24 protein-coding genes and 1 tRNA gene are annotated in these 25,813 nt (G+C 42.4%); 8 read left to right on the plus strand and 17 right to left on the minus strand.

The window, feature by feature from the left end; all coding sequences use genetic code 11:
* Positions 1–21: 21 nt before the first annotated feature.
* The 3 genes from FPZ42_RS12375 to FPZ42_RS12385 all read right to left on the minus strand — a co-directional run bounded on the left by FPZ42_RS12375 (position 22) and on the right by FPZ42_RS12385 (position 2,910).
* Positions 22–1,587 (minus strand): DEAD/DEAH box helicase, encoded by a 1,566-nt coding sequence (locus FPZ42_RS12375; protein ID WP_261382286.1) that lies wholly within the window; start codon positions 1,585–1,587, stop codon positions 22–24.
* Complete coding sequence (locus FPZ42_RS12380) at positions 1,584–2,315, minus strand: DUF3891 family protein (protein WP_146271834.1); 732 nt, start codon at positions 2,313–2,315, stop codon at positions 1,584–1,586. The genes FPZ42_RS12375 and FPZ42_RS12380 overlap by 4 nt, the downstream gene beginning before the upstream one ends.
* A 211-nt stretch (positions 2,316–2,526) precedes the next feature.
* Entirely contained in the window at positions 2,527–2,910 is a 384-nt protein-coding gene (locus FPZ42_RS12385) for a hypothetical protein (protein WP_146271835.1), read from the minus strand.
* A gap of 376 nt (positions 2,911–3,286) precedes the next feature.
* On the opposite strand from FPZ42_RS12385, the gene FPZ42_RS12390 reads away from it, so the two are divergent.
* The 3 genes from FPZ42_RS12390 to FPZ42_RS12400 all read left to right on the plus strand — a co-directional run bounded on the left by FPZ42_RS12390 (position 3,287) and on the right by FPZ42_RS12400 (position 6,987).
* Complete coding sequence (locus FPZ42_RS12390) at positions 3,287–4,339, plus strand: sensor histidine kinase (protein ID WP_146271837.1); 1,053 nt, start codon at positions 3,287–3,289, stop codon at positions 4,337–4,339.
* Positions 4,336–5,088, plus strand: a complete 753-nt coding sequence (locus FPZ42_RS12395; RefSeq protein ID WP_146271840.1) for a LytR/AlgR family response regulator transcription factor — start codon at positions 4,336–4,338, stop codon at positions 5,086–5,088. The genes FPZ42_RS12390 and FPZ42_RS12395 overlap by 4 nt, the downstream gene beginning before the upstream one ends.
* Positions 5,089–5,166: 78 nt before the next feature.
* Positions 5,167–6,987: a DNA topoisomerase 3 gene (locus tag FPZ42_RS12400; RefSeq protein WP_146271842.1), complete on the plus strand. Its 1,821-nt coding sequence runs from the start codon at positions 5,167–5,169 to the stop codon at positions 6,985–6,987.
* A 6-nt stretch (positions 6,988–6,993) separates the two neighbouring features.
* Here the strand turns inward: FPZ42_RS12400 and FPZ42_RS12405 are convergent, their stop codons facing one another.
* From FPZ42_RS12405 to FPZ42_RS12430, 6 genes are all read right to left on the minus strand, one after another.
* Positions 6,994–7,803, minus strand: a complete 810-nt coding sequence (locus FPZ42_RS12405; protein WP_146271844.1) for a helix-turn-helix domain-containing protein — start codon at positions 7,801–7,803, stop codon at positions 6,994–6,996.
* 22 nt (positions 7,804–7,825) lie between these two features.
* The gene (locus FPZ42_RS12410; protein ID WP_146271846.1) at positions 7,826–8,797 is read right to left on the minus strand and encodes an aldo/keto reductase; all 972 of its coding nucleotides are present in this window, start codon (positions 8,795–8,797) and stop codon (positions 7,826–7,828) included.
* A gap of 167 nt (positions 8,798–8,964) precedes the next feature.
* The gene (locus FPZ42_RS12415; protein ID WP_146271848.1) at positions 8,965–10,101 is read right to left on the minus strand and encodes a TIGR03364 family FAD-dependent oxidoreductase; all 1,137 of its coding nucleotides are present in this window, start codon (positions 10,099–10,101) and stop codon (positions 8,965–8,967) included.
* The gene (locus FPZ42_RS12420; protein WP_146271850.1) at positions 10,098–11,408 is read right to left on the minus strand and encodes a DUF5690 family protein; all 1,311 of its coding nucleotides are present in this window, start codon (positions 11,406–11,408) and stop codon (positions 10,098–10,100) included. The genes FPZ42_RS12415 and FPZ42_RS12420 overlap by 4 nt, the downstream gene beginning before the upstream one ends.
* Complete coding sequence (locus FPZ42_RS12425; RefSeq protein ID WP_146271852.1) at positions 11,395–12,099, minus strand: HAD-IA family hydrolase; 705 nt, start codon at positions 12,097–12,099, stop codon at positions 11,395–11,397. The genes FPZ42_RS12420 and FPZ42_RS12425 overlap by 14 nt, the downstream gene beginning before the upstream one ends.
* Before the next feature lie 74 nt (positions 12,100–12,173).
* Entirely contained in the window at positions 12,174–12,761 is a 588-nt protein-coding gene (locus FPZ42_RS12430) for a helix-turn-helix domain-containing protein (protein ID WP_146271854.1), read from the minus strand.
* 159 nt (positions 12,762–12,920) lie between these two features.
* Between FPZ42_RS12430 and FPZ42_RS12435 the strand changes: the two genes are divergently transcribed.
* From FPZ42_RS12435 to FPZ42_RS12450, 4 genes are all read left to right on the plus strand, one after another.
* Positions 12,921–13,514 (plus strand): HD domain-containing protein, encoded by a 594-nt coding sequence (locus FPZ42_RS12435; protein WP_146271856.1) that lies wholly within the window; start codon positions 12,921–12,923, stop codon positions 13,512–13,514.
* Between the two features lie 178 nt (positions 13,515–13,692).
* Complete coding sequence (locus FPZ42_RS12440) at positions 13,693–16,977, plus strand: SusC/RagA family TonB-linked outer membrane protein (RefSeq protein WP_146271857.1); 3,285 nt, start codon at positions 13,693–13,695, stop codon at positions 16,975–16,977.
* 18 nt (positions 16,978–16,995) lie between these two features.
* Positions 16,996–18,594, plus strand: coding sequence for a SusD/RagB family nutrient-binding outer membrane lipoprotein (locus tag FPZ42_RS12445; RefSeq protein ID WP_146271859.1), 1,599 nt, complete (start codon positions 16,996–16,998; stop codon positions 18,592–18,594).
* Positions 18,595–18,642: 48 nt separating this feature from the next.
* Positions 18,643–19,734: an alkaline phosphatase family protein gene (locus FPZ42_RS12450; RefSeq protein WP_146271861.1), complete on the plus strand. Its 1,092-nt coding sequence runs from the start codon at positions 18,643–18,645 to the stop codon at positions 19,732–19,734.
* 67 nt (positions 19,735–19,801) lie between these two features.
* Here the strand turns inward: FPZ42_RS12450 and FPZ42_RS12455 are convergent, their stop codons facing one another.
* The 7 genes from FPZ42_RS12455 to pyrE all read right to left on the minus strand — a co-directional run bounded on the left by FPZ42_RS12455 (position 19,802) and on the right by pyrE (position 24,671).
* A complete protein-coding gene (locus FPZ42_RS12455; protein WP_146271863.1) occupies positions 19,802–20,170 on the minus strand; it encodes a chorismate mutase in 369 nt (122 codons plus the stop codon).
* Positions 20,171–20,180: 10 nt separating this feature from the next.
* Positions 20,181–20,480, minus strand: coding sequence for a hypothetical protein (locus FPZ42_RS12460; RefSeq protein ID WP_146271865.1), 300 nt, complete (start codon positions 20,478–20,480; stop codon positions 20,181–20,183).
* Between the two features lie 164 nt (positions 20,481–20,644).
* Positions 20,645–20,717: transfer RNA gene (locus FPZ42_RS12465), tRNA-Lys, on the minus strand.
* 73 nt (positions 20,718–20,790) lie between these two features.
* The gene (locus FPZ42_RS12470) at positions 20,791–21,603 is read right to left on the minus strand and encodes a carboxypeptidase-like regulatory domain-containing protein (protein WP_146271867.1); all 813 of its coding nucleotides are present in this window, start codon (positions 21,601–21,603) and stop codon (positions 20,791–20,793) included.
* A 31-nt stretch (positions 21,604–21,634) separates the two neighbouring features.
* Positions 21,635–23,263, minus strand: coding sequence for an ABC-F family ATP-binding cassette domain-containing protein (locus FPZ42_RS12475; protein WP_146271868.1), 1,629 nt, complete (start codon positions 23,261–23,263; stop codon positions 21,635–21,637).
* A 358-nt stretch (positions 23,264–23,621) separates the two neighbouring features.
* Positions 23,622–24,017, minus strand: a complete 396-nt coding sequence (locus tag FPZ42_RS12480) for an SRPBCC family protein (protein ID WP_146271870.1) — start codon at positions 24,015–24,017, stop codon at positions 23,622–23,624.
* A 12-nt stretch (positions 24,018–24,029) separates the two neighbouring features.
* Positions 24,030–24,671 (minus strand): orotate phosphoribosyltransferase, encoded by a 642-nt coding sequence (pyrE, locus tag FPZ42_RS12485; RefSeq protein WP_146271872.1) that lies wholly within the window; start codon positions 24,669–24,671, stop codon positions 24,030–24,032.
* Between pyrE and FPZ42_RS12490 the strand changes: the two genes are divergently transcribed.
* Positions 24,670–25,293: an NUDIX hydrolase gene (locus FPZ42_RS12490; protein WP_146271874.1), complete on the plus strand. Its 624-nt coding sequence runs from the start codon at positions 24,670–24,672 to the stop codon at positions 25,291–25,293. The two genes, pyrE and FPZ42_RS12490, sit on opposite strands and share 2 nt — an antisense overlap.
* Here FPZ42_RS12490 and coaD read toward each other — a convergent pair.
* Positions 25,274–25,738, minus strand: coding sequence for a pantetheine-phosphate adenylyltransferase (gene coaD, locus FPZ42_RS12495; RefSeq protein WP_146271876.1), 465 nt, complete (start codon positions 25,736–25,738; stop codon positions 25,274–25,276). The two genes, FPZ42_RS12490 and coaD, sit on opposite strands and share 20 nt — an antisense overlap.
* Positions 25,739–25,813: the final 75 nt, after the last annotated feature.

Consider the following 25,813-nt stretch of genomic DNA (forward strand, 5'->3'; position numbering starts at 1 on the left):
TTTCTAAACTTAAACTTTTAATTACGCTGATAGCGCAGTTGGTTCAACGGTGTTTCTTTTTTGCATCACCTTTGTTACCATGGTTTTAAGTTTATTTTTATAATCCTGCTTTAGCCAGTCGGTATAGTTTTTAGTAACCTTGCCCAGGCACTTTGCATATTGTTTAATTCGCCAGTCAATCTCTTTCTCCAAATCATCCGTTAAAGCCAGTGCTTCGCTTACCGAGTTGCTATTTTCCATACACATAATGGCATGCTGCCTTACAGATTCTCTGATTACGGTGCTGCCTTTTTGATTGTCATCAATTGCCTGTTGATAAGCTTGCTGTATATCAAAGCTCAACTGCAAAGTGTTTGGAAATTTAGCTCTCAAGTCGGGAGATATACCGTGTGCCTCGCCGGCGGTCTGGGTATGTAAGCTTTCCGCAAAGGCTTCGGGGCGCTCAAATATCAGTTGCCAATCGAGTGGTGCCTGCCACTCGCCAAATCGGTCTGTATTGTTGCCCATATCAATAATGGAAAATGTCTTTTTATTAGGTAATCGCCTCGCTCCGCGACCGATCATCTGGTGGTAAAGGGTGATAGAGGTTGTAGCGCGATTTAGGATTACCGTTTGTACGGTTGGCTCGTCAAAACCGGTTGTAAGGATAGAAACCGATGTAAGTATAGCATTTTTGGTTTTCTTGAACCATTGCAATATCTCAGCCCGTTCCGTAAAGGATGTGTGGTTATCTAGGTGCTTTATTGCATACCCGGCATCTTCAAAATACTTGCAAACGTTACGCGAAGTAAATATACCGTTATTAAAAATGAGTGTTTTCTTGTTTTTGCTATGCGATTCGTAGGCGTGCAACAACAGTTCCAGCATAGCAGGAGAGGAGTAGAGCGCATCTGAAGTGCTTATGGTGAAATCGCCGTTAATACCTGTTGCCAACGAATTAAGCTCGACATCGTAACGCCAATTGCTTGGTTTGGCTAAAAAGCCGCCGGATATTAAGTCGTTGATGGTCTCACCAACAATCAATTCCTGGTACGTTTTATACATGGGCATATCAGCATTTGAACTGAAAGGCGTAGCCGTTACCCCAATTACCATTGCATTGGTGAATTTGCCTAAAAGCTTTTGAAAGGAATTATGGTGGGCTTCATCAATTATAACCAATCCTACAGTTGCCGGGTTAACTATGCCATCCTTAATGCGGTTCCTCAAGGTCTCCACCATTGCTACGTAACATGTTGCTGCGGTAACTTTAGGCAAGCGTTTCACCGTGCTGTTGATCGTCTTATTGTTAACGCCTAATTTTTTTAAAACGTTTGATGTCTGGTTACAAAGCTCAATGCGGTGAGTGAGCACCACTACGTTTTGTTGATAATCAGCTATAAATCGTTTTGCTATCTCTGCGAAAACTCTTGTCTTTCCGCCACCTGTGGGTAACTGGTATAACAAGCGCACTTGTTTATCTCTATGCTGGATGCGGTCAAACAGCTTATCTAAGTCGCGTTGCTGGTAAGGGTACAAGTCAGCTGCTTTGTTATTACTATTAACTTCAACTGTATTCTGGTCGTCGTTCATCAACATATCGGTCATTGGTCAAGATTTTTAAAAGTCCAGGTTTTTATAATTGGTTCGCAGTTTTGGTAGGCTGCTTTAAACTCTTCATTGTTTTTGTAAGAAAGTTGTTTTAAGGTTCTCGCCTCACAGAAAATATCGAACACGTCTTGGTGGAACGGCCAGGGAGAAACGGCCAGCGAACCATCATTGTTGGCTGTAAAAGTGTACATCTCACCATCAGGGCCTTTGCTTATCTCAATGGCGCGGCCTTCAGGCTGTATCTGGTTCTGGCATAGCAACAGCGAAAGAGCATCGCACCACTCCAAAAGTTGGTAATCATGTTCTAATTGTTCTGCGGTCAACCCAACAGTTTTTATCCATTTTTTCCGTTGCTTCTGTTGTTCGGTTATAAATTGTTTTATCTCTTTATTAGCACCGGCATCATCGCAAAGAAAATCAAGATGTCGGGAACTCATCAGGGCGATATAGGTGCTTTTGTTGTAAGCTCTTATAATGGTTTCCTGGCAGTGCTGCAGGTCCATCTTTCGCATGGCAAAGTTAAGTGGGCCACCATCTGGGGTAAGCAAGTCGGATTGCGCTAATTCTACCTGTGCGTCATCATGTTCTGCAATAGCTATAAGTGTTTCAATCCATCTGCTGGTTCTAACACTGTGTTGCCATTGCTGTGCTAAAGAAGCTGCAAGCAGCCCGTGCGCGCGTTGTGAAATAATTTCCCAGCCTTGTTCGGTGTAATTTACTATCATGCTGATGCACTTGATTTTAGGGGTATCTCATTCGGTAAAGGGAGGGGTAGTTCCTAAAAGCATCGGCTGATATATTGAAACAGTTGCCAATGTCATGCCAAAACTTGCAACTGAACATCAATCATAGTGAACTTGTAACTGCCTGATCAAAATTTCACAAACAAAAAAAGACCGGCACATAGCCGGTCTTGATCATTTATTTGAGGGGTTTTTATTCAAAAATGAAATAAGATTTTTTTCCATCCAGGTCAAGTACGCGCACCTGCTTTTCTATACTTTGTTTGCCGGTAGTTACAATCAATGTATAATCACCCAAGTCCAGGTTAGAAATGTTGAATGCTTTTGTTTCACCGGCTTTTGATGATATGGCTTTCTTAAACAGGTTGTTACCCTCACTATCATTTATCTTAACCATCGGTTCTTTCTCAAGGTTGTCAGTAACAGATACGGTAACTACCATTTTGGAGGTTAGCCCATTGATCACAACTGCTTTATCTATGTCGTTGCCGTTGGTTTTAGCAGGTGCAGCGTTTGCAAATAAAGTACCTAAACCTAATACTGAAAATAATGCTGTAATTACGATTGACTTTTTCATGATGTTATGCTTTTAAATTTTTGTTTTCTGTGATTTGTTGAACAAAGAAACATAGCAATAACGGTTCTGTAAAACGCGATAGACGAGTGTGTTACATAAGTAGATAGGAGTGCTTTTTTTCTCTTTGCAACCTTTAAATTCGGCTGGTGTGCAATGCTTTTTGATGCCCATCTATCAATTTTTACCGCCCATCTATTATTAGAGGTCTTTCGTCGATTATGATTGTCTATACGGCGGCATAATTGCTCTTTTGTTGCTGTGGTGCTGCTCTAAACATGAGATTGAGCTACACTTTAGTTGATTATGCGCCTTGGGTGAGATCGGGGCGCATTTTTTATATATATTAGTCTTTACCAATTATTAGCTTCACTATTTGATGATATCGCGCCGGTACACCAAACTATTTGTATCACCGCAGTTTTGGGTGATGGTATTTTTGCTGGCCTTTGTTTGTACGCCACTTATATACCCGGTAAAGTTTCCTGTTCAGTTTTGGGTTAAACAAGGCTTTGGTTTTGCCATTTGGAGCGGGGTGTTCTTTTTAAGCGGTCATGTGCTTGCTCCTAAAGTTATTTTTAAAGGGCAAATATTGTTATCTATCATTATCGTAATAGCCTTGATGATAGGGGTGGTTTGGTTAGATACTAAACTTGATGAAACGCTGCACCTGCAACAAGCTATGGATAAAACCTTTGGTAAAAAGCAGCATGGAGTGCCGCATTTAGGTAATTTTATTACACTGGTTGTTACATTACTTTTAATAGGTATTGGTACAATTGCCGCAGTAGTGCGTCGTTTTCAGGCAGATAAAATCAGGGAACAGGCACTGGAGCAGGAAAAGGTGATCTCAGAACTATCTTTTCTAAAAACACAGATCAACCCACATTTTTTCTTTAATGTATTAAATACCATTTACGCACTCATTGGAAGTAACAACGCCAATGCTGCCCAAGAGTCAGTTTATACACTTTCACACATGATGCGTTATGTGCTTTATGAAACCAAGCACGATCAAACCACGCTAACTAAAGAGATAGCCTTTATAAGTGATTATATCAAGCTGATGCAATTGCGCTTACTCGAGAGTGTGCAAGTCATATTTGAAAAGCCCTCAAATCCTACTGATACCAGGTTATCTCCCATGCTTTTTTTGCCTTATATTGAAAATGCATTTAAGCACGGTGTAAGCTCTCTTTATCCAAGCTACGTTTACATCGAACTTGTTCAGATAGATAAAGAGTTGATGTTTGAGATCCGCAACTCGTTATTTAACGAACAGCCGGAGGATAAGGAAGAAAGCAACGGCATTGGCTTAAAGAATACCAAACGCAGGCTCGATCTTTTATATCCCAATAGATATTCGTTGCAAATAGATAAGAACGAAGATGCCCGGGAATTTGTGGTTAAACTTAAACTTGAGTTGCAATGATCATTAAATGTATTGCAGTAGATGACGAGCCTATTGCACTCAACCTTGTAGCATCGTACATTGAGCAAACACCTTTTTTACAACTTGTGGACAAATGCACAAGCGCCATTGCTGTCCTAAGAATTCTTCAGGAAAATCCCGACATACAATTACTATTCTTAGACATCCGCATGGCCGACCTGAGCGGGATGGAGCTTGCCAAGATCATAGACCAGGGTACAAGCAGGAAAGACCGCAGGATTATATTTACAACGGCATATGACCAGTATGCCCTCGAAGGCTATAAAGTTGGCGCATTGGATTACCTTCTAAAACCATTTAATTTTGCAGATTTCTCACGGGCTGCGGCAAAGGCATTCGAATATTTTTCGATGTTTGAAGAACAGAAGATCAGCCCCGTAGTGCAAACGGCAGGTAATCAGGTAGAAAAGAACTATATCTACTTAAAAGTTGAATATCAGCTGGTAAAGGTTGACACCGATCGTATTTTATACATAGAGGGACTTAAAGATTACGTAAAAGTTTACCTCGATAACGAAGCCAAACCCATTCTTACGCTCACCAGTTTAAAAAACCTCGAGGAGAAGTTGCCCACTGATAAATTTAAAAGGCTTCATCGTTCATACATTGTTGCGCTTGATAAGGTAAAGGCCGTTACAAAAAACTCTTTGCAGGTTGCAGGCATCACTGTACATGTAAGTGAGCAGTACAGGGATGTTTTTGCAGATTTTTTGCGTGGATGGGTTTAAATTTTTCAATCATGCAGACTTAACTTTTCAACACTTGTTGCCTCAGCCTGCGCGTTTAGGTAGTTTCGGGGCTGTACTATGAAAGTAATCATTGCCGAAAAGCCGTCTGTTGCCCGCGAAATTGCCCGGGTATTTGGTGCCACCACCAAACGCGAAGGATACATTGAAGGCAAAGGTTATACCTTCACCTGGGCATTTGGTCACTTACTGCAACTGGCACCGCCGCAGGAATATGGTTATTACGGCTGGAACGTTCAAAACCTGCCCATGCTGCCCTCAAAATTCAAACTATCAGTACGCAAAACCAAAACCAGGGATGGCGTGGTTGATGATCCTGCAGCACGGAAGCAACTTGATATTATCCGGTCGTTGTTTGAGGAAGCCAGCGAAATTATTGTTGCAACGGATGCCGGGCGCGAAGGCGAGCTTATCTTCAGATACATCTATTATCATCTTAAATGTAAAAAGCCGTTTAAAAGGCTATGGATATCATCGCAAACAGATGCGGCTATTAAATACGGTTTCCGTAATCTCAAACCAGGTACGGATTATGATACCCTGTTCTATTCGGCGCATTGCCGCTCACAGTCAGACTGGTTGGTAGGCATGAATGCAACGCAGGCATTAAGCCTGGCATCGGGCAATAGGGCGGTGCTGTCATTAGGCAGGGTGCAAACCCCCACGCTGGCCATGATTTGTGCACGATACCTGGAAAACAAAAATTTTGTCCCCGAAACCTATTACCAGGTGGCGATACAACCCGATAAGGATGGTATAACCTTCAGGGCTATTTGCGACCGCAGATTTAAAACCAAGGAAGAGGCCGATGAGGTTTTGAGCAGGGTAGAAGATGTGGCATCGGGCTTCCCTGACGGTGGACTGGTTTTAAGTGTTGAAGCTAAACCACGAAAAGAACCGCCGCCGCTTTTGCACGATCTGAGTAGTTTACAGCAAGAGGCAAACAAGAAAAAAGGCTTTACTGCCGACCAAACCCTTGCCATACTTCAAAATTTATACGAAAACAAGCTGGTAACATACCCGCGTACCGGGAGCCGTTACATAGGGGATGATGTGTTTGCACAAGTTCCTGATCTGATCAGCAAATTTGAAGATCATGCCGATTTTGGGAAACAGGCCACGTTGTTGAAAGATGCTAAGCTGAGTAAACGAAGCGTAAACGCTAAAAAGGTGACCGACCACCACGCGATACTGCCTACTGGAGAACGCCCTAACCATTTAACAAACGATTCGCAAGCCGTTTATGATATGGTAGCCGGCCGTATGCTGGAGGCCTTTCACCAGGATTGTATTAAGGAGATCACCCGGATTATAATTCAAAGCGGCGAGAAATATCAAGCCAGTGGCACGGTTATAAGCATACCGGGATGGCGGGCGGTGTTTAATGATGCGGATGAGGAAAAGAAAGACGAAGAAAATGCATCGTTACCAAAAGTTACAAAAGGTGAGCGTTTGCCCATCCGCCAAAAAGCGGTTTTAGAAAAGCAAACCAAGCCGAAGCCGTTATACAACGAAGCCAGCTTGCTTAAAGCCCTGGAAACAGCAGGTAAGGATATAGATGACGAGGAATTGCGTGAGGCTATGAAAGAGAGCGGCTTAGGTACGCCGGCCACTCGCGCGGCAATAATCGAGACGCTTATTAAACGATCATACATCAGCAGGGAGAAGAAGAACCTGGTACCTACTGCAACAGGCCTTTCAGTTTACGAAGTGGTAAAGAGCCAACGCATAGCGCAGGCAGAATTGACGGGCTCATGGGAGAAACGACTGGAAGAGATAAGGGGCGGAGCATCTGTAACTGCCTTTCGCGACGAGATTAATGCCTACACGCGGGAAATAACAAGCGAACTGCTTAAAGCAACAATACCTGTTAAAGCTTAGCTTAGCTCATGCTACTTTTGTTGGTGCGCTCCCGTAATGTTTTTTATATGCATGAGAGAAATGCGAGAGGGTCTCAAACCCAAGATCAAGGTAGATTGCAGATGGCTTTTGCTGTTTGTGTTCTATGAGGTGCCTGGCCTCAGTAAGTCTGCGTTGTTGCAGCCATTGCCGCGGTGCCATACCAAAGGTTTTGCTGAAATCACGTTTAAAGCCGGCAAGGCTTCTACCGGTAAGTTCTGCAAATTTTTCTATCGGCATATTGAAATGGAAGTGCGTATTCATGAAGCTTTCCAGGTCTATCTTATGCGGTTCCGAAAAGTCGAATAAAAAGCTCCGAAGCTGCGGCATGGCGTGCAGTAAAAGCTTCACTGCTTCACGCACTTTTAAAATACCAATGTCTTTAGTCAACATTTCACTCGAGCTCTCTATGTAAGGCATGATGGACTGGAAAAACCCCTTCAGATATTCGTTAGGCGCGATGAGTAAATTTCTTTCGCCGATGTATTTCTTATCTATCTCTATCTGTTCTTCTAAAGCTATTTTTCTAAGGATATCCTCCTGCAGGGTAATGATAACGGTTTGGTAAGGCTCGTTCGGCAGCGGGCCTTTTTGTATCTCTGCCAGTTGATTCTTACCGATAAGCATCATTTGGCCTTTTTGCATGGCGAGCTTTTGATATGCGGTTTCCAGGCAAAATTGCCCGGAAACCTGCATTACCAAAGTATTGTGTTTAAAGAAACCTATCTTTTCTTTGCGCTTAGTGGCAAGGTAGGCGTAAAATATTATCCCCGGAATAATTTCGGTTGGGTTTACCATGTTTTAAATATATGAAAACAGCTTAGCGTTGCAGGTAAGTGCCACCTAAAATTGCTCCCGGCGCAAAATGAGTGTTCAACAAGGCCATCTCTTCATCGGTAAAGGTAATGGCCATAGCAGCAATATTTTCGGGCAGGCGAGATCTTCGGCTCATGCTCACCAGAGGCATAATATAATCGCCCTGGTGGTTTACCCATGCAATGGCAAGTTGGGTAGGCGTTATTCCTTTATCATTTGCCATTTGTTTCAGCAGTTCAATTTTCTCAAGATTTTTAACAAGGTTCTCACCCTGGAAACGTGAGAAATGATTTTGGTACGCATCTGCAGGAAGCGGGGCCGTCATGTTACCGGTTAGCAACCCTTCGGCGGTATTGGCAAAGGCGATTACCGCAATGCCCAACTCTTTGGCGGTTGGCAATAACTCCTTTTCCATTTCTCTGTCAGCTAAAGAATAACCGATCTCTAAAGCAGCTATCGGGTGGATGCTGTTTGCTTCGCGTAGTTGATCTGCATTAATTTCAGAAACGCCAATGTGGCGAACTTTTCCCTCCTTAACCAGATCTGCTACTGTGCCGATGATATCTGCAACGGGTACGCTACCATCCATACGTGATGGTTGGTAAAGGTCTATAGTTTCTACGCCTAAACGCACCAACGAATAATTGATGAAATTTTTGATGGCTATAGGCCTTAGGTCCATACCTAACCATTGCCCATTGTGAAATATGGCACCGAATTTTACGCTTACGAAAGCGTCTTCCCTGCGGTCTTTTATCGCCTTACCTACCAGCAATTCATTATGGCCTGCACCGTAAAAATCTCCGGTGTTTAAAAAGTTGATACCGTTATCAAGCGCAGCGTGTATGGTGGCAATGCTTTCATTTTCGTCATTTGCCTTGCCACCCCAAACTGATGACATGCGCATACAGCCTAACCCAAGTTTAGAAACCATTGGGCCGCCGCTACCTAAAGCTATTTTTTTAATTGTTGTCATGATCTTATTTGTTTTTGTTTAACAAAGATGCAGCCAATGGGTGATGCAGAATGTCTTGTACGGCTCAAATTACTTGTTCGTAAAGCTCATGTATAAAAGTATAGGCAAACAAAAAAGGAGCTGCCCTTGCGGCGCTCCTTTTAAAATTAAATCAAGTTGGTTATTCACTAAACGGAGCCAGCACGAGCCGCTATCACTTGTTCGCAAAGTCCGAAAGATAGTGTCATGCCGTTACCGCCAAGTCCATTAATGATGGTTACCCCGGGCTCTACATCTAAAATCAGTTCTGTTTTACCATTAGTGAGCTTTGCATAGATGCCGTTCCAGGTTTGTATCACCCTTGTATCCTTTAAGTTTGTAAAGGTTTTAAGGTAATCTACTATCATTTTATTTATAAATTCTTTATCGAAGGGATCATGCACCAATCCATACTCATGCGAATCGCCAACTGTAAGTTCGCCATACTGGTTTTGCGAGACCATCACATGGATGCCCCATTTCAAATATTCTGCATAATGCTCCTCATACCGTGCGCGCAGCGCGGGTAAAGAAGCAGCGGCCTGGAAGCCCGGATAGTGTACCATTGATAAGCTGCCACACAGCGACGGCCCAATGCGCCAGTTATTTGGCTGAGCCGCCATCCGCATCATTTGTAATTTACATTTAGTAATAGGAGTGGCAGCGAATATTTCCGGATAAAGCGTTTCAAACTCGGTACCACTGCAAATGAAGATCTCATCTGCCTGATAGGTTTGATTGCCCGTTTTAACCGTATTTGTTTTAACCTCACTAATGGCTGTATTCCAATGAAAGTTTACACTATGCTTTTCAGCCAGGTATGCAGCCACAGTACCTATAGCCTCGCGAGACTCGATGATCATTTCTGTACCGCTCCAAAGCGCACCTTTCAATCCATTGGTATTCACAGCCGGGGATTTTTGCAGCGCTTGTTCCGCTGTTAGCAGCGCGCAATCTCTTAAAGAGGCATTAACATCAACATATTGCTGCATTACCTGTAACTCATCATCATGATAGGCCAGGTGCAATGAGCCCACTTCATCATGCCAGATACCGGCCTCGCCACAAATCTGTTTCCAAATGCTTCGTGATAGCATGGCGCGATCAAACAATTGCCCGGTAGGTTGCCCTATTGGCCAAACCATACCAAAGTTGCGGATAGAGGCACCAACTGCCCGCTCATTACGTTCAAAAATGTCTACTTTATAGCCTCTTATAGCTAACGCCCTTGCTGTGGCTAAGCCAACTATACCAGCGCCAATTACTATAGCGGTTTTGTTGCTCATACGGTAAATAATGATAAGTTGTTTTTCTCTTTAATGCCTTTACGCGCACTTTGCATGAAATAAATAAGTGACAATGTGCCGCTAATGCCGCCAATGATGGATAATACCAATAAGCCGTCCTTAAAAAATAAATTCCAGCTAATGTGCGGGTTCCCCAGCTCTTTCAGTAACAATACGCTTATACTGCCCAGGTAGCCAATGGCATCGGCAACGTACATAATAAAACCTACGTTACTTTTGTAGTGGAAAGACGCGATCATCCTTTCAAAAAATATGGCATTGTAGGGCACATAGCCTGCGTATAGGCCAAGGCCGGCAATGGTCATCCACCAGATAGGGCTGATAACGCCGGCGTTAAAAAATATTGTTGCCAAACCTGCCAACAGGCAACCGCATATAATAAAAATATGGATAACAGCGAACGCTCTCAGGTTATTTCTGATGAGGATAAGCAGACTGATGCCCGCTAAAACTGCAACAGAGATCACCGAATCGATGCTGGCAAAAATGCCATTGTTTTTAATACCTAATCCGTGCCATATCTCAACTTCAAAGTTATCGCGGATATCACGCATCACGGTGAGTAGAACGTAAACAATAACTGTTAAAATTATACCGGGTAAAAAGCGAATTAAAAAAGCTTTGCGTTCAGCGGCGTCCATCGGTAAGCGCTCGGTACGTAAAGCCTTATCTTCCGCCGTTGGCGCCGGCATCACTTCTAAAAATAGTACAAACAATAGTAACGGGACCACGAAAAAAGCACCGGTTATAAAAGGCATGGTATATTCGCTTACGTGCATGTTGCTCATGATATTGCGGGCAACCGTTTTTACGAACCCCGAAGCAAATATTAAACTGATGGATAACACCGCAGCCATAAATTCGGTAGCCTTGCGGCCTTCCAGGTAACCGAAAACCAGGCCCCATATCATCCCCAGCGGGAAGCCGTTTATAAACAGGCAAATGATGTTATAAGGTGCCGGGATAACAGCAAAGAGGAGCAAAGCAAGCCATGAGATAGCTATGAGCATCAATATACTTTTACCCCGGCTTTTCGATCTCACCTCCGCTATAAACCTAATGCCGTAGAACTTACTAAGCATATAACCCAGCACCTGCGCTATCACCAGCCAGGCTTTGTAATCTACGTGCAGGTACTGATGCCCCGTAAACGTGCCTGCCGCAAACGCTTTTCTGAAAGCATACATGGATGTGTATGCACCAAAAGCAGCCAGCCCGGCCAAAACCGAAGTAAGCCCATAAGGCCATTTTGAAACGCGGTTGCGTAAATGGTTAAGCAATTGCATCGCTCTTTTCAGTAACTATCGCTACAACGTCTGCTATGTTATCTATGATGTGGGTAGGTTGATAGGTCTCCAGTTGTTCACGGGTAAAAGCACCTGTCGTAACCGCGATGATATATTTGCATCCTACATTTTTGCCTTCGTTGATATCAACCTCTGTGTCGCCAACTTTTGCAACTTCTGCGGGGTTAGTAACCCCTGCTTCTTTCATAATATAATGGATCATTGCAGGATCCGGCCTGCCGGCTGGCACTTCATCAGAGCATATCATGTAATCGAACAAACCGCGCTCACGCCATTTAAGATTGTTAATGATGCTATCGGCAATAATGCGCGAGAAGCCGGTGTTCAAACCAACCTTGATGCCTTGCTCGCGTAAGTAAAGCAGCGTTTCTTCTGCATTGGGCAAAGCTTCCAGATCGGTTGCATTGCGATAATGATTTACAAGGGTATCTACAAAATATTGATGAATTGCGCTTACTAACTTATCCGTTGATTTATTTGGGTCAGCCTCATGGCGTTCAAGCATGGTTCTTATAGCCAGTTTTTTTTCATAGCCCATTAAAGGTGCTATCTCATGCAATGGAACATCGTAACCATATTTTGCAAGAGACGACTTAAAAGTGTCCATCACTCCGCTTTCATCCGCCACTGTTGTGCCGGCCATATCGAATACCACAAGTTTAATAGGCATGCTAAATTGAATTTTTGTTTAGCAATATTAAACATTGTTTATTAAATATAAACTAAGCTTGTGTTAAGAATACTTTAACCGCTTGCAGTATTCTCAAAAAAGTAGATCACCAGCATGCTTGCTTTACCTTTGCCAATATTGCGGGGGGTATGTGGTATCCGGCCGTCAAAGAGCATGCTGTCACCTTCATTTAACTGATAAGTGGTATCGTTTCCGAATAAGTATTCTACGTCTCCTTTAATTATATACTTGTATTCATACGCCTCTGTCTCAACCAGGGGGCGATGCGCATTGGGTTCAAGCTCAAGTATTACGATGTCGACAGTTGAGTTTTTTATAGATTGGGTAAATATGCGCTGATAACCAAATCCTTCTGCATGCTCTTTCTCAAAACGTTCGTAATCACTTTTGCGCTTTATGATCAGGGGAAACTTTTGATCGGCATGACGGATATCTTTAAAGAACACATTGAGGTCTATATCCAAAGCTCTAACTATATCTATTAATACGATAAGTGAGGGTATGGTACGGCTGTTCTCTATTTGTGATATAAGGCCTTTACTTACATTGGCTTTGGTTGCCAGTTCTTGTACGGTGATGTTTTTTTCGCGGCGTTTTTCTTTAATACGATTGCTTATTTGTATCAGGATATCGTCTTCCATTGCTTAATTAAGGTTGTTGGAAGGCGGCAAAGTATAGATTATAAAAACATAAGTCAAGTAAAAATAAGTTTACAGATGTTAAAAAAAGTTAAGTTATATTTAATCATCTGTGGTTAATAAGCAGTTAACATGTCGTTTTTTCTTTTGTAAGATATTAAGATGGAATTAGAGAAGCTTACCCCGGAAGAAGTAGTAGAAAAAGTTTTTGCCCTGTACGAGCAACATGGTGATGAAGACTACATAGGTGAACCGGTATCGCAATTAGAACATATGGCCCAGGCGGCAGATCTCGCCAAAGCCGAAGGTTACGATGACGAGGTGGTGCTGGCTGCGTTCTTTCATGATATAGGCCACCTGTGCGCAGCAAAGGGAGAAGCAGAAAGTATGGATGGCATGGGAAACGTTGACCATGAAAAGCTGGGCGCCGATTATCTTATAGGCTTAGGTTTTTCTAAACGTATGGCTAATCTGGTGCAGGGCCACGTAATAGCTAAACGTTACCTTACTTTTAAATATCCCGATTATTACGAAAAGCTTTCCCCGGCGAGTCGTACAACATTAAATTTCCAGGGCGGCGTAATGAGTGCTCGCGAGGCCGAAGCATTTGAAGCGGATCCGGATAAGGACCTGATCATCCGCTTTAGGCATTGGGATGATGAGGCCAAAATAGAGCACATTCCTGTAACCAGCATTGATGAGCTGAAAAGGATGGCACTTAACCATCTTCAAAAGAACAAAGCTACTTTACAATAATCAGTGTTAAATTAATTGCACTTGTTTGTAATGAAACCGTTAGTAAAAATGCCCGCTCTTAACATTTAACCCCTTAAAGTTTAAAGCTTCCTTAACTTAGGCTTAGTTTAATAATAATAAACAAAGTTTAGTATTGCTGCTGGTAAAATCAAACTAACAAACAGATTTTAAAAAGCAGATGAAACAAATTTACCTTTATCTTAAAAGAGTGGCTATCGCTGTGATATGCTGCCTTTCACCCGCAATTTTGTTCGCCCAGAACAAAATTTCAGGTACAGTAACAGATGAGACCAAACAGCCCTTACCGGGCGTTAGCGTTATGTTACAAGGTACCAACCAGGGCACTACAACCGACCTTTACGGCCGCTTTATCATCAATGCCTCGAAAGGACAGGTATTGGTTTTTAAATTCTTAGGGTTTACAGAGCAACAGGTAACCATAGGAAGCACAACCAACATGATAGTTGCCCTTAAAGGCGATAGTAAAACCCTTAACGAGGTGGTAGTTACCGCCCTTGGTGTTAGCAAAGACGCCCGCAAGGTCGGTTACGCCGTGCAAACCGTAAACGGCAGCGATCTAACTTTGGCCCGCGATCCTAACCCTATAACAGGCTTAACCGGTAAGGTAGCTGGTTTATCGGTAGGTGCATCCGCCGAGTTGCTTGGCGCACCAAGCGTGAGGTTGAGAGGTAATGCTATATCACTATATGTGGTAGATGGTTTTCCCATCAACACCGACACTTACAATATCAGCCCTGATGATATAGAAACTTACACCGTGTTAAAAGGCCCGGCTGCTGCCGCGCTTTACGGCAATCGTGCTCAATATGGTGCAATTTTAATAACAACTAAAAAGGGTAATAAAAACAAAAAAGGCTTAACGGTTGATATCAACAGCTCAACCGTAATAAACACCGGATTTTTGGCTTTCCCACGTGTGCAAAAATCATACGGCGCAGGTGAAAATACGTTTTACGAATTTGTGGATGGTAAAGGTGGTGCACCGGGTGGTGTAGATGCCGACTATGACGTTTGGGGACCTTATTTTGCAGGTCAGTTAATCAAACAGTATGATAGCCCGGTTATTAACGGCGTAAGGCAAGCAACTCCTTATACCGCTCGTGGTGCTAATAATCTTGCAAATTTTTTGCGTACAGGTTACCAAACCAATAACAACGTTGCTTTAACTGCAAATGGCGATACCTATAACATCCGCCTTTCAGCATCTCAACAACACCAGAACAGCTACATTCCTGAGCAATATCTTGATATTGCTAACGCTAATATATACGCTTCGTTCAATCCAAACTCACGCTGGAAATTTGAAGGTAACGTAAACTTTAACCGCCAAACTACAGACAACTTCCCGGATGTTAGCTATGGCCCAAACAGCTTGATATACAACGTGGCTATCTGGACAGGTGCCGACTGGGATGTTAACGCACCTGATATTAAAGCTATCTGGCAGCCGGGTAAGGTAGGGGTACAATCGCAATTTGCTGAGTACACCCGTTACCACAACCCCTGGTTAATGGTTAAGGAATGGACGCGCGGCCATTACAAAAACAACACCACCGGTTATTTGTCAGCTAACTTTAAGATCAATAACAACCTGAATGCAACCCTGCGCTCACAAATTGATACTTACGGCTTGCTGCGTACAGAAAAGATGCCTTACTCTGCCCACCCATATGGTCGTGAAGGTAACATGGGCGACTATCGCGAAGATCGCCGCAACTTGTTTGATAACAACACAGAGTTAATGATCAACTACGATTATACCATTGCCAAGTTCCTTAACTTATCAGGTTTGGTTGGTGGTAACATGCGTAATTTTAGCTACAACTCAAACTGGGCTTCAACAGACTATCTGAACGTGCCGGAAGTATACTCTTTCAGCAACTCCATGAACCCTGTTCAGGCAAGCAGTTTCAGATCTGATATGCGCGTTCTGAGTGCTTATTATTCATTGGATGCAAGCTTTGGTAAATACGCTACCTTATCAAATACTTTACGTATTGATAAATCTTCAGCGTTTCAAACACCAACTACTTATTTATACCCAAGTGTATCACTAAGTACAGTTATTTCTGATTATGTGCAATTGCCTGAATTTATTAGCTATTTAAAAGCTCGTGGCTCATACTCCAACATCCGTTCTGATGCTACAGCTACAACAATAGGGCCTGCACCATTCAGTTCTATCACGGCTTTAGGTGGTAGTCCAAATACTTCTAATCCATTAATGACCAATCCACTTGGTTACGGTACTGTTTATGCGTCGCCTTACAACGGCCCATCTTACGCTTTGAACACATCGTTCACCACAGGTAAGGTGTACAACAGCCAAACTGCTGGTTACGCAACAGACTACCTTTTTCAATCAGGCATCAAAACCTCAACCCGTGTAAACTACGAGGAAGGTTTGGATATCAAATTCCTGCAAAACAGATTGGGTTTAAGTGCTACCGCCTTCCAGTATGTGGATGGTCCGCAGATCTTGGCTAATGCCATCTCAACTGCATCGGGTTACACAATTGAGTACGTTAACGCCTTAAAAACCAAAAAGACCGGTTACGAGCTTTCTTTACAAGGAACACCAATAAAAGATCTAAGCGGTTTTAGCTGGAATGTTTTGGTGAACGTATCTACATTTAAGGATAAGTATCTCGAATTACCTAAAGGACAAGATACTTACCAAACATTCTTTAGAGAAGGTGACCGTACTGATAAATTGTATGGTACCGCATTCGTAAGAACACCGCAAGGCCAGGTAATTAATGATGCTGCTGGTAAGCCTCTTATTAACCCTGTGCCACAGTATCTGGGTAATATGAATGCCAATTACGCATGGGCTGTAAACAACAGATTGCAGTACAAAAACTTCAGTATGAGCTTCCAGTTTGACGGCTCTGTAGGTGGTGTAATGGTTGATTATATGCACAACAAAACCATGCGCGGAGGTGCAAACATTGAAACCGCCGAAGGCGCTTTGGGTGCTGCCCGCTACCAGGATTGGTCAAACTACGGCAAAGCCGGTTATACCGGTAGCTATGTAGGTGAGGGTGTACAAATTTCAAATGGTGGTGTTATCAACTATAACTCAACCACGGGTGCAGTACTTAACTACGGCGATCTGCAATACAAGCAAAACGGTACCAAAACCTTTGTGCAGGATTATGTAAGTAAATATTACGGTGCAGACGAGGCTAACCTGATGAGCAAAACCTTCTCGAAACTGCGCGAGGTTACATTCGGCTTTACCTTCCCTAAACAATGGCTGCAAAAATCATTCATTCAAAAGGCATCAGTATCTGTTTATGGTCGTAACCTGCTTTATTTCTATAAAGACAAACGCTTTAAAGATGTTGACCTTGACCAGTATAACTATGCTACAAGCTTAAGTGGTTTACAATCGCCAACTGTGCGTAGTTATGGCCTTAACCTAAATGTATCATTCTAATAACTGATAGCAGTAAACATGAAAACGATATTAACGAAATATATACTGCCTGCGGCGCTGCTGCTTTCAGTAACAAGTTGTAAAAAAAGCTTTGACGAGCTTTCGCAAAATACTAACGTACCCAATAACGTACCGGCATCACTATTATTTAACGGTGTACTTACCAGCACAGCCGAGCTACCAGATGGCCAAAAAGAGATCTATAGCCAGTATTACCTGTATAACTATGATTATTACGGGAATAATCGCTATGATTTTGGATCGGGTGACGATTATTACCGGGTACTTAAGAACGTGACTGTGATGGAGAAAGCGGCTGCTGCAACCGGCGGTGCCGCCATTAATCCTTACGAAGCTTTGGGTAAATTCTTTAAAGCATACCTGTTCAGTAAAATGAGCCTGGAAATGGGTGATATCCCTATGAACGATGCTCTGAAAGGTTTAGATAATCTTGAACCAACTTACGATCCTCAAAAAACAGTTATGCTGCAATGTTTGGATTGGCTGGAAAGTGCCAACAGCGATCTGGGACAGTTAATCGCTAAACCAAGTGATTTTGGAACGGGAGAAGGTGCTACCTTAAAGAACGATATTTACTTTGGTAATGATCTTACAAAGTGGCAAAAAACCGTAAATGCACTTTATCTACGTTTACTTGTGCAGTTAAGTAACAAAACCGGCGATACTGACCTGAAAGTTATTACCCGTTTTGCTACTATTATTGCCAACCCATCAAAATATCCGTTGATGCAAAGCACTGCTGATAACATGCAGTACACCTTTGTTACGCCAACCAATTTTTATCCAATGAACCCGAACAACTTTGGGCAAAGCGGTTCACGTAAAAATATGTCATCAACATATGTAGGTTTGCTTACCTCGCTTAAAGATCCACGTGTTTATGTCACTGCGGAACCAGCACGAGATCTGGTTGACAAACAAGGTAAAAGCGCTACTGACTTTGCTTCTTTTGTAGGTGCCGACCCGGGTGAAGACCAGGGAACAATGTACAATAATGCGGGTTTGCAGAAATACTCATTCATTAATCGCAAGCACTTTTATTCAACCTACACCGGCGAGCCAAGCGTACAAATAGGCTATCCGGAGTTGATGTTTAATATTGCTGAAGGTATAAACCGTGGTTGGACAAGTGGAAATGCTGAGTCTTATTATCAAAGCGGTATCAAGGCATCTATGGCATCATACGGCATTCCTGAGGATGGTGCGTTTACGGCGTATTTCTACCGCCCGGGTTCAACAAGTGTAACTGTTGATGGTAATTATGATACTTTCCAGATACCAGTAACCTTCAACAATTATTACAGCCAAACAAGTGTAAAATACCAGGCGGGTACAGCAGGTTTAACACGCATACTTCAACAAAAGTATATAGCGTTGTTCCGCCACTCAGGTTTAGAGTCTTACTTTACGTACCGCCGTACCGGTGTGCCTAACTTTACTACAGGGCCGGGTACGGGTAACAGCTCGCGTATTGCCAAGCGCTTCCAATATCCTGAAGCTGAACGTACTGCCAATGCCGCAAATTATCAAAAAGCGTTACAGAGCCAATACGGTGGTAACGACGATATTAACGGTATTATGTGGATATTAAAATAATTTACATTTACAGGGCGGCTTAATAAACCGCCCTTTTTTATTTTCGATATGAAAAAAATGATCACCATTGCGATGCTTTTTGCCATCGCTTTCAACGTTCATGCGCAATCTCACAAAACACAAAACATCATCATTGTTACACTTGATGGCATGCGCTGGCAGGATGTTTTCCGTGGTGCTGATTCGGCCCTTATCAATTCAAAATTCACAAACGATAAAGACGAGGTGAAAAAGAAGTTTTGGGCGCCTGCCGCAGCAGAGCGTCGTAAAATGCTTTTCCCTTTTCTGTGGTCGGTTGTGAGTGAGAAAGGGCAGGTATATGGCAACCGCGATTTGGGTAATAAAGACGAAGTTGCAAACCAATATCGGTTCTCTTACCCAGGCTATAACGAGATCTTCACCGGGTTCCCTGACGTTCGCATGAACACCAATGACGCCATTGTAAACCCAAACATGAACGTGTTGGAGTTTATCAATAAACAAAAGGGATACGCCGGAAAAGTAATAGCTTTTTCTTCCTGGGAACGCTTTCCTCAGATACTGAATGTTAACCGTTCGGGCTTACCTGTTTATTCAGGCTATGCTGATCTGAAAAACGCAGATGCTAATGCCCGCTTAAAGTTTCTGAATGATCTTCAAAAAGATGTACCGCGCTATTTGGGCGATTCGACACGGTCAGACTTTATCACTTACGAGTTTACCAAAGAATATATAAAGCAATACAAACCACGTGTTGCCTACATGGCGTTTGACGAAACTGATGATATGGCGCATGAGGGTAATTACAAAGCTTACCTGGAGCGAGCAAGGCAAGAGGACGGTTTTATCAGAACCATTTGGGAAATGGTACAGGCAGATCCTTTTTATAAAGATAAAACTACACTACTTATAACCTGCGACCATGGCCGTGGCGAAATGCCGCTTGATAGCTGGAGAAACCACGGTGCTGATGTAAAAGGAGCTGAGCAAACCTGGTTTGCGGTGATAGGCCCTGATACAAAAGTTTTAGGCGAGATAAAGACACCTACAAGTACTTACCATAAACAACTGGCGCAAACCATAGCGCAATTGCTTGGACTTGATTTCAAAGCCAACGCAGGTCATGAAGTGGGCGAAGCTATTACAACTGTATTTAAATAAATCTTTAAATTAAAAGGGGAATTATCCTGATGGATGATTCCCCTTTTTTTGCCCGGCAGAGGGTGTTTTATTTTGCTTTATCTTTTATCTCATTCTCAATCCTTAGGCTTTCTTTGTGTATGGCGTTCAAAAGCTCTTTGATAAAGTCTTCTGAGAGGCCTTGAGTTTTACCGGCCGCTGTAGACCTGTTTAAAACTTCCTGGAAACGAGAAGCCTGTAGTGGAGGGATATGATTCGCCGCCTTGTATTCACCAATTTCCTTTACCAACTTCTCCCTTGTTCCAATTATCTCGATCAGCTTTTGATCAAGGGAGTCGATCTTTTTTCGGTTGATCTCCATAATGTTCGGAACTTTCGGCGGCTCTGTTTGTGCATAAGATGACATGCCCATGCATAATGACACAAAGGTTGTAGCAATAATCAGGATGTGTTTCATAAGGTATACTTTAATCGCGCGGTGAAGTATTTAGCCTGCTTTTAGAGTAAGTTTTAGATTTGGAATGGGTAATATCAACGCGATCTATTTTTAAGATGTCGCAAACAAAGTCCAATTTAATTGAATGGAGGAAATGAGCAACAATTGCTTTCTCCAGATTGCTATTGCGTTTTGAGTTGATGGATTGTTTTTCTTTTAGAAGGATCCAGATAGCAAACACCATGGCAACGGCGATCAGGAAAATAGCTAAACTCCCCCCAATGCCCGAGGGTGAAAATAACATATTTGCTTTTTCAACTGTAGATGCCATGGTATACTAAACGCACTCTTATTAAGAATGTTTTTAGTGCAACAGTTAAAATTTTGTATTTACAAGTATGATAGTTTAATTTGAGTAGCCGACAATTAGTTTCAAGGCAATTTAATTCAACAAAAAAGCCTCAGCAAAGTGCTAAGGCATTGATCAGTAACAGGTGACCCCGGAGAGATTCGAACTCTCGACCCAATGATTAAGAGTCATTTGCTCTACCAGCTGAGCTACGGAGTCGTGATTATAAGTAAATGGATGGCAAATATACTATCTGCTGACTAAATTTGCGTTAATTAAATAGGTTTAATTCTCAATATTCGGCTAACACGTTAAAGCCCAGCCCAACTATCCCTTCTTTTTCCCATGTACCCTGGCTTGTTTCGCGGGCTATGATGGCGCCGCTAAATAAACTTGCCGAAAACCAGATATTTTCAGCGCGACTTTCCTTTACCCATTCCAGGCTTACAAAGAATTTGTCTTCAACAACAATATTATAAGGATTAAGGTCAGCGGTAATCATATCCTGGCCTTTTTTGATAGTTACAAATATGTTTTGATTTTGCAATAGTTGATTGGGCAGTCCGTTTTTTATCGTGTAGAAGTTCAACCGCATCGTTACCGAATCCGTCATTAGCGTTGACGACAGCGAAGCATTAAACTGCTTTAAGTAAGTGGGGGACTTCTTGATCTTGATAATAGTGCCTATCTCGTTACCGGGCCGGCCGGTATTGAAACTGGCATTAGTATTTTTAGAGCGGGTTGTATTGCCCAATATCACCTGCTTCCATTTATGGTTGCTTACCTTTACTTCGTTTAACTGCATTGTTGCGGGCTGTAAAACAAAGTTTTTATCCCGCATATTTATTGCATCTGCTATTTTAAAAGTTAGCGGCACATAGCCCACCATTGATAGTCGTAGCGTATCGTTAGGATGATCGGAGAGATTTAGATTGAACGATCCATCTTTGCCGGTAACCGTACCTATGCTTTTCCCCATTACGCCAACATTAACGTATTGGAGCGGAGCCTGCGTTTTCCCGTCGATAACTTTACCTGTAAGCTCCTGCGCTTTAGCAAAAAATGCCGGTACGATAAGTAATACAATTAACAGTATACGTTTCATACCGGCATAGACTATGTTAATGCCACATTAGTTACACTGCGGCATACATTTCCTCACGTTGCTTTTGTACAGCCTCGCTGGTGATGTATTCGTCATAAGTCATTAACTTATCAATTATACCTGCCGGTGTTATTTCTATAATGCGGTTAGCAACGGTTTGCACCAATTCATGATCTCGAGATGTGAAGATGATGTTACCACGGAAATCTTTCATACCGTTGTTTAGCGCGGTGATAGATTCCAGGTCGAGGTGGTTGGTAGGTTCATCCAACAAAAGCATGTTTGCGCTTTGCAGCATCATGCGGCTGAACATACAACGCATTTTTTCACCACCTGATAAAACGCTGGCTTTTTTTAATACCTCTTCGCCACTGAACAACATACGGCCTAAGAAGCCACGGATAAACTGGTCATCTTTTTCGCCCGGTGAGTACTCGCGCAACCAGTCGATGAGGTTATCATCTTTACCTTTAAAGTATTCGGCAGTATCTGTCGGTATATCAGCAATATTTACTGTAACACCCCATTTAAAGTTACCTGTGTAATCAGTATCACGGCCGGTTAAAACATCATAAAAAGCAGTTGTGGCTAAGCTGTTTTCAGATAGCACGGCTATCTTATCGCCTTTGGCTGCCATAAAGCTGATGTTAGAGAACAGCACTTCGCCATTTAGCGTTTTACCCAAATTTTCCGTTTGTAATACCTGGTCGCCAATTTCACGGCCCTGGTTATTAAAGATAATGCCGGGGTATTTACGGTTTGATGGTTGTATCTCGTCAAGATTTATCTTGTCCAAAGCTTTCTTACGGCTGGTGGCCTGTTTAGATTTTGAAGCATTTGCGCTAAAGCGGCGGATGAATTCCTGTAGCTCCTTAACCTTATCTTCAGCCTTTTTGTTCTGCTCGGCACGTTGCTTTAACGCCAACTGGCTCGATTCGTACCAGAACGAATAGTTACCGGTGTAAATGATCATCTTACCAAAGTCAATATCTACCACGTGGGTACACACGGTATCCAAAAAGTGCCTGTCGTGAGATACCACCAGTACAATCGCCTCATACGATGCAAGGAAATCCTCTAACCAGGTAATCGTATTAATGTCAAGGTCGTTGGTAGGCTCATCCAGTATCAGGATATCCGGTTTGCCAAATAGCGCTTGTGCTAACAGCACGCGAACCTTTTGTGTATTATCAAGGTCTTTAACCTGTTTATAGTGATTGTCTTCTTTAATGCCCAGGTTGCTCAATAGGGTAGCAGCGTTGTTCTCGGCGTTCCAGCCGTCCATCTCGGCAAAAAGATTTTCCAGTTCGCCTGCTCGTTCGCCGTCAGCATCGTTAAAATCTTCTTTCAGATAGATGGCATCTTTTTCTTTCATTACGGCGTACATTTCCTTATGGCCCATCATCACCGTCTCAATAACCGTAAAGTCGTCAAAAGCGTAATGGTTTTGGCTTAATACGGCCATACGCTCGCCGGGGGTGAAACTTACCGAACCGCTGGTAGGATCTACCTCCCCAGAAAGTATTTTAAGGAACGTTGATTTGCCTGCACCATTTGCACCAATAATACCATAGCAGTTGCCTTGGGTAAATTTAAGGTTTACATCCTCAAACAAAATGCGTTTACCGAAACGAAGAGATAAATTTGATACCGTGATCATGCTGCGTTACAATTTGCCGCAAAGTTACGGTAAATTGTTTATTTAATTAAGTGCGCTGAATGATTTTGAGGTTATAGAAACTGATGGGAATTTAATCTACACGCATTACACAAGGTTGAGTATAAGCTTCTACGTTTTTTTAATTTTTATTTAAAAAAGTTTGTTTGATTACGAAAAAACGTATATTTATGGAAACGGTATAACTATTGAACAGGTTAATCCGTAAAACAATTGAGTCACTTAAAACCCCCCTTTATTATTATGGCTATTGTAGTAACCAGTCTGTTCATCGTAAATGCGTTAGTGGCGGCCAATCACATTAAAAACGGCAGCAGAAACGAAATTTAATCCCTTACGGCTAACTTAGTAACCGAACTAAGTTAGCCGTTTCTTCTTCAGCTAACTTCTTTAAAGGCCCGCTTGCCAGCATCTTCATCATTATGTTAAGATCAGCTGTAATGACGAAATTTACCTCTGTTGCATTCCCGGCAGAATTTAACTCCCACTTTAAGTCGAGATTGAAAGGCGGTTTTTCCGCAGGTACTATCCCTATCAAAGTATAAGCTACGCGCTCTTCAATTTTTAACGATAATTTGGTTATGTTTTGAACATTGAAACTGGCAACATCTACCGTAGATTCCCAATCAGTAATGCTATCGGGCATCAGTTGCCTGTGGTTGTTCATGTCTGCTAAAAAAGCATAAACAATATCGGCAGATTTACTAATTGTAACTGCACTTTCAAATACGCTCATAATTATAGATAGTTATTGTCCCCAGGTAGATGGTTCTTCGCGCCATTTTTTAAGCATATCTACATCGGCTGATGAAATATATTGCTTCTCTTCAGCGTATTTTATCAAAGCGTTATAGTTTGATAGGGTAAAGTACGGGCATTTGGCATTTTTAAAATTCTCGTCAGCAACGTCAAATCCGTAGCTGAATATTGCAGCGAGTCCGGCAACGGTGTAACCAGCTTCCCGCAAAGCATCAACTGCTTGCAAACTGCTTTTACCTGTGGAGATAAGGTCTTCTATTACCACCACTCGCTGACCAGGTGTTATCTCACCTTCAATAAGGTTGCCGCGGCCATGTTCTTTAGCTTTTGCCCGCACGTAAATAAATGGTAAGCCTAACTCTTGTGCAACCAATGCGCCTTGTGGTATACCGGCAGTTGCCACACCAGCAATAGCATCAACAGAACCGAAAACCTCTTGTATGGCCGAAGATAATTTCTGCCTGATGTAGGTACGTATGGTTGGATAAGATAGGGTTACCCTGTTATCGCAATAGATGGGTGATTTCCAGCCCGAAGCCCATGTAAAAGGATTAGTAGGTTGTAATTTTATTGCTTTAATTTGCAGCAAAAATTCGGCGACCTGCTGTTGGGTCTCGCTATTGGTAAACATGGCTCAAAAATACAGAATTTATATTAACGAAAAAGTGGTTTTGCTTACTGCTAAAACACCTGATCCGAGTTTGGGTTATCAAGCAATTGATGCTGAGCACTTTGATCTTAAAATAGTTTATCACTGGGCTTTGAAGCAGAAAAATAACCTTTTTTACGTGCTTTGCACTGATGCAAAAGCTTTCTTAAAACAGGTTATTAAAAGCAATTTCTTAATTGAGGCAGCGGGTGGCCTGGTTACCAATAAACATGGCGAACACCTGTTTATTTACCGTAATGATAAATGGGACCTGCCGAAAGGTAAAATAGAAAAGAAAGAGAAAACGAAGATTGCTGCTGTGCGCGAGGTTGAAGAGGAGTGCGGCATCAAAGTAAACAAGCTCGAGAAAAAGATCTGTAAAACCTACCATACTTACATCTACAAGAATGAAGTGGTGCTGAAGAAAACTCATTGGTTTAAAATGCGCTACAAGGGCAAGGAAAAACTTGTTCCGCAAATTGAAGAGGGTATTACTGATGTTCGATGGTTTTCTAATAGAGAAGTGCCTGCCATTACCAATAACACATTCCCATCAATAATTGATGTATTAGTGAAAGAAAAGCTTATTGCAGAAAAGGTATAGCCTCTTTAGGTATAAACTGCGAAACATCACCGTTGTAACGGATGATCTCGCGTACAATGCTTGAGCTGATTGATGAATAACCTGGCTTGCTTACAATGAATATACTTTCAATTTCCGGCTCAAGCGCATGATTCATTTGCGCAATAGCCTTTTCATATTCAAAATCGCTTACCGTGCGTATGCCGCGTATCATGTAATCAGCGTTTATACTTCGGCAAAAATCAACAGTAAGCCCTTCATAGGCAATGATATGTATGCGCTCGTCATACGCAAAAACAGCCCTCAGCATTTCTTCGCGTTTACTAACGGGCAATAAGCCTTGCTTGCTGCTGTTTACCCCAACACCTATATAAAATTTATCAAAAAGGTTTACCGACCGTTTAACAATGTCAACGTGCGCTTTGGTAACAGGATCAAACGAACCCGGGAACAGGGCTATTTTCATATCAGTAGCATTGTTGCTCATCAAAAATAGGGAAATATTGTAATCAATAATGTGAATGAATAAAATTCCCTCCCA

The organism is Mucilaginibacter achroorhodeus (assembly GCF_007846095.1).
Taxonomy (GTDB): Bacteria; Bacteroidota; Bacteroidia; order Sphingobacteriales; family Sphingobacteriaceae; genus Mucilaginibacter; species Mucilaginibacter achroorhodeus.

Bases quoted from the DNA above. Each gene is read 5' to 3' on its own strand.
- FPZ42_RS12375 (WP_261382286.1), bottom strand. From the start codon at position 1,587: ATGACCGATATGTTGATGAACGACGACCAGAATACAGTTGAAGTTAAT.
- FPZ42_RS12380 (WP_146271834.1), bottom strand. From the start codon at position 2,315: ATGATAGTAAATTACACCGAACAAGGCTGGGAAATTATTTCACAACGC.
- FPZ42_RS12385 (WP_146271835.1), bottom strand. From the start codon at position 2,910: ATGAAAAAGTCAATCGTAATTACAGCATTATTTTCAGTATTAGGTTTA.
- FPZ42_RS12390 (WP_146271837.1), top strand. From the start codon at position 3,287: ATGATATCGCGCCGGTACACCAAACTATTTGTATCACCGCAGTTTTGG.
- FPZ42_RS12395 (WP_146271840.1), top strand. From the start codon at position 4,336: ATGATCATTAAATGTATTGCAGTAGATGACGAGCCTATTGCACTCAAC.
- FPZ42_RS12400 (WP_146271842.1), top strand. From the start codon at position 5,167: ATGAAAGTAATCATTGCCGAAAAGCCGTCTGTTGCCCGCGAAATTGCC.
- FPZ42_RS12405 (WP_146271844.1), bottom strand. From the start codon at position 7,803: ATGGTAAACCCAACCGAAATTATTCCGGGGATAATATTTTACGCCTAC.
- FPZ42_RS12410 (WP_146271846.1), bottom strand. From the start codon at position 8,797: ATGACAACAATTAAAAAAATAGCTTTAGGTAGCGGCGGCCCAATGGTT.
- FPZ42_RS12415 (WP_146271848.1), bottom strand. From the start codon at position 10,101: ATGAGCAACAAAACCGCTATAGTAATTGGCGCTGGTATAGTTGGCTTA.
- FPZ42_RS12420 (WP_146271850.1), bottom strand. From the start codon at position 11,408: ATGCAATTGCTTAACCATTTACGCAACCGCGTTTCAAAATGGCCTTAT.
- FPZ42_RS12425 (WP_146271852.1), bottom strand. From the start codon at position 12,099: ATGCCTATTAAACTTGTGGTATTCGATATGGCCGGCACAACAGTGGCG.
- FPZ42_RS12430 (WP_146271854.1), bottom strand. From the start codon at position 12,761: ATGGAAGACGATATCCTGATACAAATAAGCAATCGTATTAAAGAAAAA.
- FPZ42_RS12435 (WP_146271856.1), top strand. From the start codon at position 12,921: ATGGAATTAGAGAAGCTTACCCCGGAAGAAGTAGTAGAAAAAGTTTTT.
- FPZ42_RS12440 (WP_146271857.1), top strand. From the start codon at position 13,693: ATGAAACAAATTTACCTTTATCTTAAAAGAGTGGCTATCGCTGTGATA.
- FPZ42_RS12445 (WP_146271859.1), top strand. From the start codon at position 16,996: ATGAAAACGATATTAACGAAATATATACTGCCTGCGGCGCTGCTGCTT.
- FPZ42_RS12450 (WP_146271861.1), top strand. From the start codon at position 18,643: ATGAAAAAAATGATCACCATTGCGATGCTTTTTGCCATCGCTTTCAAC.
- FPZ42_RS12455 (WP_146271863.1), bottom strand. From the start codon at position 20,170: ATGAAACACATCCTGATTATTGCTACAACCTTTGTGTCATTATGCATG.
- FPZ42_RS12460 (WP_146271865.1), bottom strand. From the start codon at position 20,480: ATGGCATCTACAGTTGAAAAAGCAAATATGTTATTTTCACCCTCGGGC.
- FPZ42_RS12470 (WP_146271867.1), bottom strand. From the start codon at position 21,603: ATGAAACGTATACTGTTAATTGTATTACTTATCGTACCGGCATTTTTT.
- FPZ42_RS12475 (WP_146271868.1), bottom strand. From the start codon at position 23,263: ATGATCACGGTATCAAATTTATCTCTTCGTTTCGGTAAACGCATTTTG.
- FPZ42_RS12480 (WP_146271870.1), bottom strand. From the start codon at position 24,017: ATGAGCGTATTTGAAAGTGCAGTTACAATTAGTAAATCTGCCGATATT.
- FPZ42_RS12490 (WP_146271874.1), top strand. From the start codon at position 24,670: ATGGCTCAAAAATACAGAATTTATATTAACGAAAAAGTGGTTTTGCTT.
- pyrE (WP_146271872.1), bottom strand. From the start codon at position 24,671: ATGTTTACCAATAGCGAGACCCAACAGCAGGTCGCCGAATTTTTGCTG.
- coaD (WP_146271876.1), bottom strand. From the start codon at position 25,738: ATGAAAATAGCCCTGTTCCCGGGTTCGTTTGATCCTGTTACCAAAGCG.